Consider the following 14,129-nt stretch of genomic DNA (forward strand, 5'->3'; position numbering starts at 1 on the left):
GGTCCCGTGACGGACGGGGGCCGCCCGGCCTTTTTACTCCTGGGGCGTCTCGGGGGCGGGCATCGTGAGGCCCTTCACCCGGTAGAGGTTCGCCTCGTGGAAGGTCGCGCGCTCCAGGTTGGCGTGGTCGAAGCAGGCATTCGTCAGGTTGGCCCGCTCGAATTGAACCCGCTCCAGGTTGGCGTCCCGGAAGTTGGCGCCCTCGAGCCTGGCGTCGCGCAGGTCGGCATTCTCGAGGTTGGCCTCGCACAGGCAGGCGTCCTGGCTCAGTCACTCCGGCGTAACAGCGAGGCGGCCACCCGCAGCAGCTCCGAGGGCTCCAAGGGCTTGGCCACGTGCGAGTTGAAGCCCGCGACCCGGGCCGCATACTGGTCCTCTTCTCGGGCGTACGCGGTGAGTGCCACGGAAGGCACTCGCCCGCCCTGCTCAGAGGGTCTGCCGCGGACCTCCCGCATGAGCGCGTAGCCGTCCATCTCCGGCATGCCGATGTCGGAGATGAGGAGCTCCGGTGGCTCCTGCTTCAGGAGCTCGAGGGCCCGGGCCGCGCTGGCCGCGGTGGAGACCCGGGCCCCTCCCTCCTGCAGCATCGTGGCGATCAGCTCGCGCGAGTCCGTATCGTCGTCGACCACCAGGACGTGGCGTCCGCGAAGCTCCCGCGGGTAGTCGACAGAGAGGCTCGGTGCGGGTGGGGGGGGCGCACGCACCGGCTCGGCCGCGTCCGGACGGGGAGCCACCCGCGGCAACCGGACGATGAAGGTGGCGCCCAGGCCCTTGCCAGCGCTCTGGGCCTCGACCGTGCCGCCGTGCAGCTCCACCAGGTGGCGCACGATGGACAGCCCCAGTCCCAGCCCGCCGTAGCGGCGCGTGGAGGAGGCGTCCGCCTGGCGGAATCGCTCGAAGAGGTGGGGCAGGAAGTTCGCGGCGAGCCCATCACCGGTGTCGCTCACCTGGATCTCCGCGTGCGATGCGCTCTGGGAGAGGGACACCGTCACGTTCCCCCCCTGGGGGGTGAACTTCACCGCGTTGGACACGAGGTTCCACACCACCTGCTGCAGCCGGTCCGGGTCCACCAGGAGGGGCGCTGTCTGGGGATCCAGCCGGGTCTGGAGATGGAGGCTCTTGGCCTCGGCGGCCGGGCGCACCACGTCCAGCGCGTTCTCGATGACCCGCGTCAGGGGGGTGAGGCGCACGTCCAGCCGCAGCTTGCCGCTCACGATGCGGTTGACGTCCAGCAGGTCCTCGACGAGCTGGGTCTGCGCCCGCGCGTTGCGTTCGATGGTCTCCAGGGCGCGCTCGCGCTTCTCCGGCGCCAGCTCCCACGTGCGCAGGATCTGCGTCCAGCCGAGGATGGCGGTCAGCGGCGTGCGCAGCTCGTGGGAGAGCACGCCGAGGAAGTCGTCCTTCAGGCGGCTGGCCTGCTCCGCGCGCTGGCGCTCCGTCTCCGCCACCTCGTACAGGCGCGCGCGCTCCAGGGCCTGACCACACTGTTGCGCGAGCATCCGCAGGAACTGCATCTCCTCCGGGCCGCAGGTGCGTGCGTCGTTGAAGCTCAGCACGAGCGCTCCGATGGGCTGGTCGTGCACCCACATGGGCAGTGTCACGGCCGCGTGGTCAGCCACCGCCGGGCGCGCTGCCGCGACGTCCGGATAGCGCTCGGACAAGGCCGCGTTGGAGAGCAACCAGCTCTCCTTTCCTGTGCGCATCGCGTTGGGGACAGGGGCATCCATGTCGGGGGAGACGAGGCGGAACTGGCCGATGTAGCTCTCGGGATACCCCATGTCATAGAGGACCTCGAGCAGGCCATCCGCGCGCCGGCGGTAGACGGCCCCCGCGGTGGCGTCCATGCCACCCAGCGCCTCGGTGAGGATGGTCCGGGCCACGTCGCCCGGAGTGAGGGCCTGGGAGAGGGCCGAGGTCACTGACTGCATGCGTGCGGCGCGCTCCTCGGCCCGGCGGGCTTCGGTGATGTTGTCGAGGATGGCCACCGCGGCGATGGTCTGGCTGCGCTCGTCACGGATGGGCGCGCAGTTCACCTTGATGAAGCGGCTGTCCTTGCCGTCCTTCGCGTGCAGCCAGATGACCTCACCGCGCACCACCTCGCCATGGCGCAGGCTGCGCGCCAGGGGCAGCTCCTCGGTCGAGTACTCGGTGCCATCCAGGCGGTGGTAGTGGTAGGCGGCGGAGTCCTGCTTCTTCTCCGGGTCGAAGAGGGGATGACCCGAGAGGGTTTGCACCTGGGCATTGGCGAACGTCAGCTCGCCGCGAGGCCCCGCCAGGACGAAGCCCGAGGGCATCTGCTCCAGGACGGCCGAGAGCAGCCGCTCCTTGGACATGAGCTCCGCCAGCAGGATGTTGCGCTCCTCCTCGGCGATCTTGTGCTCGGAGATGTCCGTGGTGGTGCCCACCCACTCGCGCACGGTGCCGTCTTGATTGAACACGGGCACGGCACGGGCCTGGACCCAGCGCCAGCTCCCGTTCGCGTGCCACACGCGGCTTTCGACGTTGTAGGGCGTCTTCGTGGCGAGGCAGTTCCGCCAGACTTCCTCCACGCGTACGCGATCCTCGGGGTGGATGCTCTCCATCCAAGCCGTGCCGTCCATCCACTTGTCGAGTGTGTAGCCGGTGAAGGCCCGCCACGAGGGGGAGTCCTCCATCGGGATGCCCTGGGCGTCGGTGGTCCAGACGGCCGCCGTCGAGGTCTGCACGAGCGACCGGAATCGCTCCTCGCTCTCGCGCAGCGCCTGCTCTGCCTTTTCCTGTCTGTCTCTGTCCCGACGGGTGACGTCCTCGGCGACCAGGAGCCATTCCACGAGTCGTCCCGCATCATCCTTCACGGGCAGCGGGCGCACGCGCACCTCGCGCCACGTCTCATCCGCCCCTCGCACGCGGCAGGCGAGCTCCTCGTCGGTGGTGCTGGCGGTCTCGAAGGCGGATCCACTCGGCTCCAGGTTGCCCCGATCCTCGGGATGGATTGGCTCCAACCATCCCTGGCCCTTCATCTGCTCGGGCGATTGGCCGGTGAGGGCAGCCCACGAGGAAGAAGGCTCCTGCATCCCCCCCACCTCGTCCACCGCCCAAACGAGCCATCGGGTATCCGCCAGGAGCGCACGTAAGCGAAGCGTGTCTCGTGCCGGAGTTGGCAGAGCGTGCATGAAGGGCTCTTCAGAAGGTCTCATCGGATGCTCACGGCTCGCCTCCCTCCAGCCTCGGGTGAGGGGGGAAGCGGGCCGGCCCCATTATCACCGCAATCGCGACTCGCAGTGTTCGCTCCCTCGGAACATATGCTCCGCGAGTGCGCTTCCCGTGGCCGCGGCGCGGGCTTTGTGGGCATCCCCTTGCCGAGACGAGCCCCTGTCCGGATGCGAGTGCCCGGAGGGTCCGTGCGCTCTCTTCACCCGGTCTTGACGGAGTGGCCCGAGCCATCGACCGTTAGAGGGTGCGTGCGTCTCCCGATGAGCGTTTGCGGTTGTTGTTTGCGCACATGAACGAGGCCTTCTTCTCGCTGGATGCGCGGGGGCGGGTGCTCGAGTGCAACGAGCGGGCGGTGTCGCTGCTCGGTGTGGACGCCGAGCGGCTGCGAGGCCAGTCGCCCTGGACGGCAGTGCCGGCGTTGGTGGGCAGGACGTTGCAGGAGCGGTTGCTGGCGGCACTCCAGGCGCGCAGACCCTCGCGCTTCCTGGCCTCGTTGCCGCCGCGCGTGTGGCTGGAGGTGTCGGTCATCCCCGTGCAGGAGGAGCTGTGGGTGCTCGCCACCGACATCACCCAGCGCGAGGAGGCCGCGGCGCTGATGGAGCAGACGGAGAAGCGCTTCCGGCTGTTGGGCGAGCGCTTTCAGGTGGCGCTCGACTCCGCGGAGATGGCTGTCTGGGAGACGAACCTGGTCACCGGCGTGGTGTTCCGCTCCGAGGGGCATGACCGGCTCTATGGCTACCCCGAGCCGTTGCTGGAGTGGACGCACGAGAAGTTCCTGGCTGCGCTGCACCCGGAAGATCGCCCGGAGGTGGAGGCGCAGGTCTCGGGCATCTTCTCCAGTGATGTGAAGTCCTATACCTCCACCTTTCGTACCCGGTGGCCGGATGGCACCTGGCACTGGCTGACCAGCCGCGCGCGCGTGCTGCGTGATGCCGAGGGGCAGCCCCTGGTGGTGCGGGGCGCCATCCTCGACATCACCCAGCTGAAGGAGACGGAGCTGGCGCTGCAGGAGGCGGTGCGTGTACGCGACGACTTCTTGTCGCTCGCCAGTCACGAGCTCAAGACGCCGCTCACGGGCCTGTCGCTGCAGACGCAGCTGCTGCGGCGGTTGGAGACGGAGAAGGCCTCCCTGCCGCTGGAGTCTCCCAAGGTGCAGGCGCGATTGGAGGCCATCGACCGGTCCTTGCGGCGCCTGGGGCTGCTGGTGGACAACCTGTTGGATGTCAGCCGCATCCAGCATGGCAAGCTGGATTTCCTCTTCTCCACCGGGGACCTCTCGGCGCTGGTGTCCGAGATGGTGGCTCGTACGGGGGACGAGGCGCGGCTGGCAGGAGTGTCCCTCTCCTCGCACATCGAACCGTCGCTGGTGGGGCGCTTCGATCGGCTCCGGCTTGAGCAGGTGCTGATGAACCTGCTGTCCAATGCGCTGCGCTACGGAGGAGGCCATCCGGTGGAGGTGCGGCTGGAGCGGACCTCCGAGGGGGCGCGGCTGGTGGTGCAGGATGAGGGGCCAGGCATCCCCGAGGCCGATCGCGAGCGCATCTTCGCGCGCTTCGAGCAGGTACGTGGCGGGGCGCGCGCTGGAGGCCTGGGGCTGGGCCTCTTCATCGTGCGGCAGATCGTCGAGGGCCATCGGGGCCGCGTGCACGTGGAGCCGGGGCCCGGAGGCAAGGGCACGGCCTTCGTGGTCGAGCTGTCGCTGTGATTTTGGATGACAACGCGGCCCTCGCGCTCATTCCCAGGGCGCCTGGTTGCCCGCACTGTCCGTGTCGGGAGTGCAGCCGTGCTGGAAAGTCAAGACGACACCGCCTGTTGAGTGGAGTGCGATCAGCCGTCCTTTGCGGTGGGTGGGTTGCTTTCGTGTCCTCGGAACGTTTCTGATCTGTCACGGAGCTCAGGTCGTTTCACCCCAGCCCCAATGGGAGGCAGTCACGCATGCAGCTCAACATCACCTTCCGCCAGTTTGGCTCGTCCGATTCCCTCAAGGAGTACGCGAAGGAGAAGGTCGAGCGGGTGAACAAGTACCTGGATAGAGCCGGGGAGGCCCACGTGGTGCTGTCGCTCGAGCGGCACCTGCACCACGCGGAGATCACCATCCACTCCGGCTCCTGGGTGCTGCGCGGCAGGGAGAAGAGCGCGGACATGTACGCGTCCATCGATCTCGCGATGGACAAGATCGAAGCGCAGCTCCGCAAGTACAAGGAGAAGATCAAGAACCACCACGGACGCGAGCGGGTGCACCACCGGCAGGAGCTGGTGAACAACCTCAAGGTGCGCCACAAGGTGTTTGAGCTGCCCGAGGAGTTCCAGGAGGAGGCCGCCGAGGCTCCCGCCGCACAGCAGCCCGCACCGAGCGCTCCGGCGGCCGCGGCGCCCGAGCAGCCCGCGCACCGCATCGTGCGCACCTCGGAGATCACCGTGAAGCCCATGGCGGTGGACGAGGCGGTGATGCAGATGAACCTGCTGAACCAGGACTTCTACGTCTTCCAGCACACCACCACGCACGAGGTCTGCGTGGTGTACCGGCGCAAGGAGGATGGGCAGTTCGGCCTCATCGGCGTGCACGCCCCGCCCAACGCGGGCTGAGGTTCAGCGCGCGCTGTCACCGACGGCGAGTCCATTGAGCCCCACGGGGAGCCGGCCCGGTGTGCCGATCTCCCCGAAGAGGGCGGCTGCGGCGGCCTCGGTGGCGGCAGGCTGGTAGGAGTAGACGGCCAGCACGGCCCGAGCCTCGTCGGCTTGTTCGGCGAGGTAGGGCAGGCCCATGGACACCACCAGCACCGGGCGACCCGTGGCGGCAGCCATGGTGACGAGCTCGAGCTGGCGCGAGTTGATCATCCCCACCACCACCACGTCCGAGGCGAGCGCCAGCCGGCGAGCCCGTTGCCGCAGCACGGCGCGGCGAGCACGGGAGGGGTAGGCGGGCACGTTCATCACCTGGGCCTCGGGCACGCGGGCGCGGATGGCCTCGCCCAGGGAGTCTTCCGCGGTGATGACGCCCAGGCGCGTCTCCTGGGAGAGGGGGAAGTGCTTGCCGTCCGCGCGCAGCAGGGTGACGGCGGCGCGGGCGATGCGGTGGGCCACCTCCTCGTGCTCTGGAGAGGGTGGGGTGGCCAGGCGCTCCTCCAGCGGGGGGAGTGGCTCGAAGAGGCCACGGCGCACCTTGGCGGTGAGGATGCGGCGCACTGCGTCGTCCAGTCGCGCCCTCGGAATGTCCTCGCTCCAGGCGGCGGCCCTCAGCGCTTCGTACACCTCCTTCTTCTTCTCCGCCCGCCAGGGGACGAGCACCATGTCCGCCCCGGCGTTCACCGCCATCACCGCGGCTCGGCCCACGCCGTAGCGCTGGGCGATGGCGTCCATCTCCAGCTCGTCGGTGAGCACCAGCCCATCGAAGCCGAGCCGCTGGCGCAGCAGCTCGCCGAGCACCTCGGGGTGGACGGTGGCCGGCAGGTCGTCCCCGGTGAGGCCAGGCACCGCCACGTGGGCCGTCATCAGCCCGTCCAGCCCGTCCTGGATGACGACGCGGAAGGGCTCCATTTGTGCGAGCACCTCCTCGCGGGACTCGCTCATGACGGGCAGGGACTTGTGGCTGTCGGCGTCCGTGGACCCATGGCCCGGGAAGTGCTTGGCCACGGTGACGAGCCCCGCGTCCTGCTGGCCGCGGACGAAGGCGCGCCCCAGCTCCGACACGAGCGGCACCGAGTCCCCATAGGAGCGGATGCCGATGACGGGGTTGCGCGGGTTGAGGTTGACGTCCAGCACCGGGGCCAGGTTCATGTTGAAGCCCAGCCGCTTCAGGTCCTCCCCCTGGGCGTGACCCGCCGCGTAGGCCAGCTCCGTCGAGCGGGTGGCCCCCAGCGCCATGTTGCCCGGCAGCACCACCACGCCGTCTCTCACCCGGACCACGTTGCCGCCCTCTTGATCCAAGGCGAGGAAGGGGGGGATGCCGTCGGCCAGCAGCCGGCGCAGGCCGTCGTTGAGCCGGGCCACCTGCTCGCTGTCCTCGATGTTGCGCTTGAAGAGGCACACCCCGCCCACCCGGCGGCCCCGCACCAGCTCCTCCACGGAGCCATCCACTTTCGTGCCGGCGAAGCCCACCATCATCAACTGGCCCACCTTGTCCTCCAGGGACAGGCGGGCCATGAGGCCCTCCACTCGGGCCTGGAGCGCCGGGTCCACCGAAGAGGCTGGGGGAGCGGCCGGGCTGGGGTCCGCCTCACCCGGGGCCGGGAGCAGCGGGGCCGGCTGGGTGTGCGGCCGGGGTGCCTCGGGCTGCCCCTCGGTGGTGGCGCAAGCCCCGAAGCAGAGGACGAGCGGGACAGTGAGTGCGCGCAGGAGCCGGGGGAACACGTTACCGGGCAGCCTAAGCGAGCCCTCCCGACCCCTCCATCTTCCGGCCAACGAAGTTGATGAAGCCCGAAGGAGGACAGGGAGGGCAGGCGACCCTTGCGCGAAACGAGGGCCAGGAGTAATTGCCCGCAGAGGAGCGCCACTGCGTTGGGAGCGCCAGCTTGCGAATCTCCGAGTTCCTCAGCCCCGAAGCCGTCATCGCGGACCTCCAAGCCCGTGACAAACAGGAGATATTGCGCGAGATGAGCGGCGCGTTCGCTCGGGCTCATCCCTCCTTGAAGGAGGAGCGCCTGGTGGAGGTGCTGCGCGAACGCGAGAAGCTGGGCTCCACCGGCATTGGCGAGGGCGTGGCCATTCCCCACGGGAAGCTGGCCGGGCTGACGCAGCTGGTGGCCGCCTTCGGCGTGTCGCGCCAGGGGGTGGACTTCGAGGCCATCGACGGCAAGCCCACGCACCTCTTCTTCGCCCTGGTGGCCCCGGAGAACAGCGCCGGCGTCCACCTCAAGGCGCTGGCGCGCATCTCCCGGCTCTTCAAGAATCCGCGTTTCCGCGCCTCCATCCTCGAGGCGCCCACGGCCGCGGACATCCACGCCCTTATCGTTCAGGAAGACGCCCGGCCCTGATCGGTCGCATGGTAGGCTACGAGGGATGGAACTGGTCCTTCGGCCGGTCGACGACCGGTTCTTCCATGAACAGGTGATGCCCTTCCTGTCGCTCGCGATGAGCGACTCGGTCCATGCGCTGGTGTCGCTGCGGGAACAGCTCGCGGACGCTGAAACCCGGTTGCGCTGCGAGCGGCTGCTCTCCTCTCACCAGGGCGGTGGGTTGAGTGGGGTGGAGCAGGAGCCCTGGGCGGAACTGGTGGAGCGGCTGCTCTTCCTGCCCTGGGCACCAGGCCCGGAGGGCTGGGCCGTGGTGAGCCCGCGGCAGGGCTACGCGGGCGACTGGGACGAAGCGCTGCACCTGTCGCTGATGCTGGAGGATCCCACCTATCCCTACGGGGATGCACGGGCCTCGCACGGGCGGCGCGAGGGCTTCCGGCTGCACCCGGGGCCGGACCTGGGCCTGGCCTCGCTGCTGGGCGGCCAGTGGGAGCCCTTTCCGTCCTTCCCGCCAGACCGCGTCGTCTCCACCCTGGGGCGAGGCGAGTACGTCCCACGCGAGCAATACGCCTTCGCGGACTGGGCCTGGCGGCCGGCGCGCACGGTGGCGGACTGGAACGTCCACCTGGAGCGCAAGCTGCGGCGGCTGCTGGAGCGTGAGAAGGCGCGGCTCGCGCCGGTGGAGTTGCCGGAGCTGGAGCAGGTGCTGGCGTACTGGCTGGGCCAGGTGTCCCAGCCCCCGGCGCTATCGGCGGCCTTCTCCGGACTGGGTCCACGGGCGTCCTCGTGGGTACAGGCGCTCGGAGTGCTGACGTCGCATGTGCGCCAGGCGGCTCACGAGGGGGCTGGCCTGGTGATTCGGGTGGTCAGCGCCCAGCGGTAGGGGTCGCGGCCCCAGGGCTCTCCAGGAGGAGGGTGACGGGGCCGTCGTTGACGAGCGCCACCTTCATGTCCGCGGCGAAGACGCCGGTGCCCACCGTGAGGCCGCGGGCGCGCAGGGCGTCGCAGACGCGCTCGTAGAGGGCCTTGGCGCCCACGGGCTCCATGGCGTCGATGAAGCTGGGGCGCCGGCCCTTGCGCGCGTCTCCATAGAGGGTGAACTGGCTCACGACGATGAGCTGCCGGGAGGTGTCCTCCAGCGACAGGTTCATCTTGCCCGCGGCGTCCTCGAAGATGCGCAGGGTGGCGAGCTTCTCCACCATCCACGTCACATCGGCCTCGGTGTCGCCCTTGCCGACGCCCAGCAGCACCAGCAGCCCGGGTCCCATCTGACTGACACGCTCGCCCTGCACGGTGACGGAGGCCTCGAGCACCCGCTGCACCACTGCCTTCATTGCGCTCACTCCCAGGAGAAGTCGTACTCGCTATCGAGCGGGGCCGTCTGCTGACCGCGCACCTTCACGTTCCTCGCTCCATACTGCGTGACGAGCCCCTCCACCACGCCCTCGTGATACGGCACGGGCAGGAAGGTGCGCCGCATGAGGAGTCGGCCGCTCTTCTCTCCGAGCCACTCCAGCCTGCGCTCCCCATAGGAGGTCGCCATCCGGTAGAGGGTCTGCACGCTGCCTGTGAGCAGCTTGATGTCCTTGCCGGCCATCAGGCGCACCGCGTTGCCCACCGCGGAAGCCATGAAGTCCGCAGTGGCCTTGCGTCCCAGGGCTCGTGCCGCGTTCTCCGGACCGCCGTACTGGCCGCTCAGCTCTCGCATGGCGGCCTCCGTCAGGCGCACCAGCAGGGGGATGGGGTAGCTGAAGAAGGGGACGAAGGTGTGCCCTCCGAGGACCTCCTGGCAGCGCGCTACCGCGACCTCGTTCCCGAGCCCCCGGATTGAATCCAGCATGCTGGTGAAGAACAGCCCACGCGCGGTGTCCTGGGGCGTGGCGAGCTGGCTGTTCTTGCGCAGCTCCCACGCCCAGTCGCGGGTCGCTCCTGTCTCCATGTTGGCTTCGCGGCTCGTGCTCATGGAGAAGGGGGGCCAGGCGATTTTTGTGAGCGAGGCAGCGGTCGCCGGGTCCTCTGGAACCTATCTGTGGGAGACCCTTCCGGGCAAATCCGCTACCTCCTCGGGCAGACGCCCCAGAGGGGGGGCAGGTGACCTGCCGGAGGGGGGTGGCCTAGACTGCGCGATTGAAATGATTGTTCAGCGACCTTGTCGCACCTGTGGGGGGGCCATTCCCGAGGGGTTGAGTGAATGTCCTCGAGATGGAACGGCCGTCGAGCTGGTGTCCTATTCAGAGGACAAGACGGTGGTGCGTGCCGCGCTCACGGCTTCGGAGGAGGAAGAGCTTTCCGCCCCGGAGCAGAGCGAGTGGGAGTCCACCGTTCGCAAGGACATCCTGGTGGGCCAGCGCCTCGGCGAGTACGTGGTGCGCCGGCGCATCGGCAGCGGTGGCATGGGCGTCGTCTACGAGGGCGAGCACCCGGTCATCGGCCGCAAGGTCGCCATCAAGATCATCCGCCCGGACTCCTCGGAGGGCATCCGCTCGAGAGAGCTCGTGAGCGAGGCCCGCGCGACGAGCGCCATCCGTCACCGCGGCATCATCGACATCTTCGGCTTCGGGACGCTGCCGGGCATCGGCCAGTACCTGGTGATGGAGTTCCTCAATGGCCGGCCGCTCGATGAAGTCATCATGGACCGGGCGCCGATGCCGCCCGCCGAGGTCATCCAGCTCATCACCGAGGTGCTCGGCGCGCTGTCGGCTGCGCACGCCGTGGGCGTCATCCACCGCGACCTCAAGCCGGGCAACATCTTCGTCGTGCTGGAGTCGAACGGCTCGGAGTACGTGAAGGTGCTCGACTTCGGGCTCGCCAAGCAGGGGGCGGCGCCCCACAGCGCCACGCCGCAGACGCGCGCGAGCATGATTGTTGGCACCCCCGAGTACATGGCGCCGGAGCAGGCCTGTGGTCAGCCGGTCAGCCCGCGCACCGACCTGTACGCGGTGGGCATCATCCTGTTCGAGATGCTCACCGGGACGTTGCCCTTCCGGGGTGACTCGCCGATGCACGTGGCCATCCAGCAGGTGCAGGCCCAGCCGCCCGCGCCGTCGTCCTTCGTGGACGGCCTGCCGCCCGAGCTCGAGGCCCTCGTCCTCCGGCTGTTGTCCAAGGAGCCGGAGCAGCGGCCCGCCTCGGCCGACGCAGTGGCGCGTGAGCTGAAGAGCATCGCCAGGACGCTGGCCGTCGAGATGACCCAGCTGTCTGGGTTCGCCCGCCACGTGCCGGAGTTCGAACTCCCCACGCGCCCCAGGGCTCGGCAGGAGGCCCCCGGGGTGGTTCCCCAGCGGGGGGCCCCCACGGCTCGCCCGGCGGCCACGCCCGCGCCGCAGACGGTGACCGCTCCCCAGACGATGACCGATGCTCCCCCGGTGGCCCCCGCGCGACCGGTGGCCTCCGCGCGTCCGCAGGCCCCGCGCCCGCAGACCGCGAGACCGGCGGCTCCCGCGCGTCCCCAGGCCGCTGCCCCTCGTCCGCCATCCCCCGCGGACACAGATCGGCTGAGGGGAACGGTCCGGGATGCGCAGGTTCCTGATACCTCGGAACTCGCGCCCGCGCCGCGCTCCAAGCTTGGCATGAAGCTGTTGCTGCCCGTGGGCCTGGCCGCAGTCTTCCTCGGTGTAGGCGTGGGCGTGGTAGTGCACAAGGGCGACAGCGGCCCGACCCCCGTTCCCCTGCAGGAGCCCCAGGCGGGAACCGGCCTGCGACCAATTCCGGTTCCGGCTCCGACTCCGGCCACTCCGCCCGAGCCCCAGACGCCCACACGGACGGAAACACCTCCGCCCTCGGCGCAGGTGGTGGCTTCGACCCCGGATGAGGCTCCGCCGTCGCAGAAGACCGGCTCGGGGCTCCCTCAGGAGCAGAAGGATTCGACTCCTGAGGGGAAACGGCGTTCCCCTCCCAGTGGGCCGGGATCCTTCCAGCTCGTGTCGGCGTGTTGGCGCGAAGTGTACATCGACGGGACACTCCGGGGACGTGCGCCGATGAAGCCCATTTCCTTGCCTTCCGGCGTGCACGACCTCGAGCTGATCAACAATCCCAACATTCAGGACCATCGAGTGCGGATCACCATCCGCGCAGGGGAAACGAGCGAATACTCCGCCCCATGTAAGCCAACGGGGTAATCAGAGACGCTCGCCCATCCAGGAGCCGCCATTTCCATGCATCCACGTGCGCTGTCCCTTCTGCTTCTGCTCATTCCTCTGTCCACGTGGGCGGCGGAAATACGGGGCATCCGGCTCTATGAGCGGGGCGAATATGTTCGGGCAAGTCGCGCGCTGAAGGAGGAGGTGAACAACCCCCGGCGCTCCGAGAAGGATCGGGCCCGCGCGCGCGTCTACCTCGCCGCTTCGCTCCTGGCGCTCGAGATGACGGACGAGGCGCGCCAGCAACTTGAGGAACTCGCCCTGCTCTACCCGGAGGAGCGGGTGGATCCCGCCCTCTTCCCTCCGGAGTTGGTGGAGCTAGAGAAGGTGGTGCGCAGCCGACTGCAAGCCGAGCGCCTGCGCGAGGAGGCCGCGCAGGCTGAGCGGGAGCGGCTCGCCGCCGCCGAGGAAGCCGAGCGGCGCAGGCGTGAGCAGGCGGCTCAACAGCCGGTGACGGGGGGGCCGGCGGGGGAGCTTCAGGGCACGGCGTTCACACAATCCCCCTCCTCCTTCCGGTTGCGGCCAGAGCTCACTGGCTACAGCGACGCCGCGGGAGCGCTCTCCGGGGGGACGGTCTCCTTCGGTCTGGGCCTGGGCCTCACCGTAGGGAGCGGACCGGTGGAGGGTACCGTGCGCGCGCTGCCAGGCGGTGAACGTTGGGCGTGGGAGTTGGAGGCGGGCTATCTCTTTGGGACGGGGGCCTTCCAACCGCGGGTGGCGCTGCGGGGAACCCTGTTCCCGCGCGGCAACGTGGAAACCTCCGAGGGCTCGTGGGTGGGCCTTGGCGGCGCGGTGGGAGGACGGCTGGCGCTCTCGCCACAGCTCACCCTGTTGGCGGATGTCGGCGCCGAGTACCTCGTCAACGCCCCCGCTCGGTACAACGGGGGCGTGTTCGTCATCTCCGCGGGGGTGGGCTACAGCCTCTTCGCACGGTGAGCGCCAGGCCGGCAGCGTCATTACTATCCTGGGCCGGAGGTGACGGCACATGGAGAAGGTGACGGGAACGGCGCTTGTGACGGGTGGCAATCGGGGGCTTGGGCTCGAGGTCTGCCGGCAGCTCAGCCGGCGCGGCATGCGGGTGTTGCTCTCGGCCCGGGACATCGCCGAGGGCGCGAAGGCCACCGCCGCGCTGCGCTCCGAGGGCATCGAGGTGACCTTCGAGCCCCTCGACGTCACGTCTCAGGAGAGCATCGAGCAGTTGGCGGATCGGCTCGGGCGCCAGGACCTCCGGCTCGCGGCGCTCGTCAACAACGCGGGCATCTCCATGAAGGGTTTTGACGAGCACGTCGCCGAGGGCACCCTCGCCGTCAACTTCTTCGGTGCCATGCACGTCACGGAGCGCTTGCTGCCATTGATGGAGGAGCACGGCCGTATCGTCATGGTGTCGAGCGGGGCGGGCGCGCTGGAGGGGCTGTCTCCCGCCATCCGCCAGCGCATCGATCCGCCCCCATCCAGGGAGGAGTTGATCTCCCTCCTGCGCACGTTCGTCGACGATGTGCGCAGCGGCGAGTACGCGCAGAAGGGCTGGCCAGGCTCGGCCTACCGTGTCTCCAAGTTGGGGCTCAACGCGTTGACACGGCTGTGGGCCGAGGAGCTGAAGCCGCGTCACCTGCTCGTCAATGCCGTCTGTCCGGGCTGGGTGAAGACGCGAATGGGGGGGCCGGGGGCGCCGCGAAGCGTGGAGGAGGGCGCGGACACCCTCGTGTGGGCCGCGACACTTCCCCCCGGGGGGCCCACGGGCTGCTTCTTTCGGGATCGCCAGCCCATCCCCTGGTAGTCAGTCCCGCTGTCATGTCGGCGTGGGTGGGTACTCTCCCCATCGGACTCCGCATGCCTGCCCGGTCTC

General features: G+C 69.3%; 12 protein-coding genes. 7 read left to right on the plus strand and 5 right to left on the minus strand.

Going from position 1 to position 14,129, the window contains the following annotated elements; all coding sequences use genetic code 11:
- Positions 1–33 precede the first annotated feature (33 nt).
- A complete protein-coding gene (locus tag F0U60_RS09040) occupies positions 34–270 on the minus strand; it encodes a pentapeptide repeat-containing protein (protein ID WP_395825139.1) in 237 nt (78 codons plus the stop codon).
- Positions 267–3,152 (minus strand): PAS domain S-box protein, encoded by a 2,886-nt coding sequence (locus tag F0U60_RS09045; protein WP_395816680.1) that lies wholly within the window; start codon positions 3,150–3,152, stop codon positions 267–269. The genes F0U60_RS09040 and F0U60_RS09045 overlap by 4 nt, the downstream gene beginning before the upstream one ends.
- Positions 3,153–3,436: 284 nt before the next feature.
- Here F0U60_RS09045 and F0U60_RS09050 point away from each other — a divergent pair, with 284 nt between their 5' ends.
- Both F0U60_RS09050 and hpf read left to right on the plus strand, forming a co-directional pair.
- The gene (locus F0U60_RS09050) at positions 3,437–4,897 is read left to right on the plus strand and encodes an ATP-binding protein (RefSeq protein ID WP_395816683.1); all 1,461 of its coding nucleotides are present in this window, start codon (positions 3,437–3,439) and stop codon (positions 4,895–4,897) included.
- A gap of 230 nt (positions 4,898–5,127) precedes the next feature.
- A complete protein-coding gene (gene hpf / locus F0U60_RS09055) occupies positions 5,128–5,778 on the plus strand; it encodes a ribosome hibernation-promoting factor, HPF/YfiA family (protein ID WP_395816686.1) in 651 nt (216 codons plus the stop codon).
- Positions 5,779–5,781: 3 nt separating this feature from the next.
- Here the strand turns inward: hpf and nagZ are convergent, their stop codons facing one another.
- A complete protein-coding gene (gene nagZ / locus F0U60_RS09060; RefSeq protein ID WP_395816689.1) occupies positions 5,782–7,542 on the minus strand; it encodes a beta-N-acetylhexosaminidase in 1,761 nt (586 codons plus the stop codon).
- 161 nt (positions 7,543–7,703) lie between these two features.
- Between nagZ and F0U60_RS09065 the strand changes: the two genes are divergently transcribed.
- Positions 7,704–8,165: a PTS sugar transporter subunit IIA gene (locus F0U60_RS09065; RefSeq protein WP_395816691.1), complete on the plus strand. Its 462-nt coding sequence runs from the start codon at positions 7,704–7,706 to the stop codon at positions 8,163–8,165.
- Between the two features lie 25 nt (positions 8,166–8,190).
- Positions 8,191–9,027 (plus strand): hypothetical protein, encoded by an 837-nt coding sequence (locus tag F0U60_RS09070; protein WP_395816694.1) that lies wholly within the window; start codon positions 8,191–8,193, stop codon positions 9,025–9,027.
- Here F0U60_RS09070 and dtd read toward each other — a convergent pair.
- Positions 9,011–9,478, minus strand: a complete 468-nt coding sequence (gene dtd, locus F0U60_RS09075; RefSeq protein ID WP_395816696.1) for a D-aminoacyl-tRNA deacylase — start codon at positions 9,476–9,478, stop codon at positions 9,011–9,013. The genes F0U60_RS09070 and dtd overlap by 17 nt on opposite strands.
- Before the next feature lie 5 nt (positions 9,479–9,483).
- The gene (locus tag F0U60_RS09080; RefSeq protein WP_395816699.1) at positions 9,484–10,083 is read right to left on the minus strand and encodes a TIGR02265 family protein; all 600 of its coding nucleotides are present in this window, start codon (positions 10,081–10,083) and stop codon (positions 9,484–9,486) included.
- Between the two features lie 283 nt (positions 10,084–10,366).
- On the opposite strand from F0U60_RS09080, the gene F0U60_RS09085 reads away from it, so the two are divergent.
- From F0U60_RS09085 to F0U60_RS09095, 3 genes are read left to right on the plus strand one after another with little or no spacing between them, the layout of a single operon-like run.
- Positions 10,367–12,262 carry a protein kinase gene (locus F0U60_RS09085; RefSeq protein WP_395816702.1) on the plus strand — a complete coding sequence of 632 codons (1,896 nt, stop codon included), beginning with the start codon at positions 10,367–10,369 and terminating at the stop codon, positions 12,260–12,262.
- A gap of 36 nt (positions 12,263–12,298) precedes the next feature.
- Entirely contained in the window at positions 12,299–13,219 is a 921-nt protein-coding gene (locus tag F0U60_RS09090) for a tol-pal system YbgF family protein (RefSeq protein ID WP_395816705.1), read from the plus strand.
- A gap of 49 nt (positions 13,220–13,268) precedes the next feature.
- Positions 13,269–14,060 (plus strand): SDR family oxidoreductase, encoded by a 792-nt coding sequence (locus F0U60_RS09095; RefSeq protein ID WP_395816708.1) that lies wholly within the window; start codon positions 13,269–13,271, stop codon positions 14,058–14,060.
- The last annotated feature ends 69 nt before the right edge of the window (positions 14,061–14,129 follow it).

The organism is Archangium minus, assembly GCF_044360475.1.
Lineage (GTDB): Bacteria > Myxococcota > Myxococcia > Myxococcales > Myxococcaceae > Archangium > Archangium minus.

Excerpts from the sequence above, each read along its gene's own strand:
- F0U60_RS09045 (WP_395816680.1), bottom strand. The coding sequence starts at position 3,152 with ATGCACGCTCTGCCAACTCCGGCACGAGACACGCTTCGCTTACGTGCG.
- hpf (WP_395816686.1), top strand. The coding sequence starts at position 5,128 with ATGCAGCTCAACATCACCTTCCGCCAGTTTGGCTCGTCCGATTCCCTC.
- F0U60_RS09070 (WP_395816694.1), top strand. The coding sequence starts at position 8,191 with ATGGAACTGGTCCTTCGGCCGGTCGACGACCGGTTCTTCCATGAACAG.
- dtd (WP_395816696.1), bottom strand. The coding sequence starts at position 9,478 with ATGAAGGCAGTGGTGCAGCGGGTGCTCGAGGCCTCCGTCACCGTGCAG.
- F0U60_RS09080 (WP_395816699.1), bottom strand. The coding sequence starts at position 10,083 with ATGGAGACAGGAGCGACCCGCGACTGGGCGTGGGAGCTGCGCAAGAAC.
- F0U60_RS09090 (WP_395816705.1), top strand. The coding sequence starts at position 12,299 with ATGCATCCACGTGCGCTGTCCCTTCTGCTTCTGCTCATTCCTCTGTCC.
- F0U60_RS09095 (WP_395816708.1), top strand. The coding sequence starts at position 13,269 with ATGGAGAAGGTGACGGGAACGGCGCTTGTGACGGGTGGCAATCGGGGG.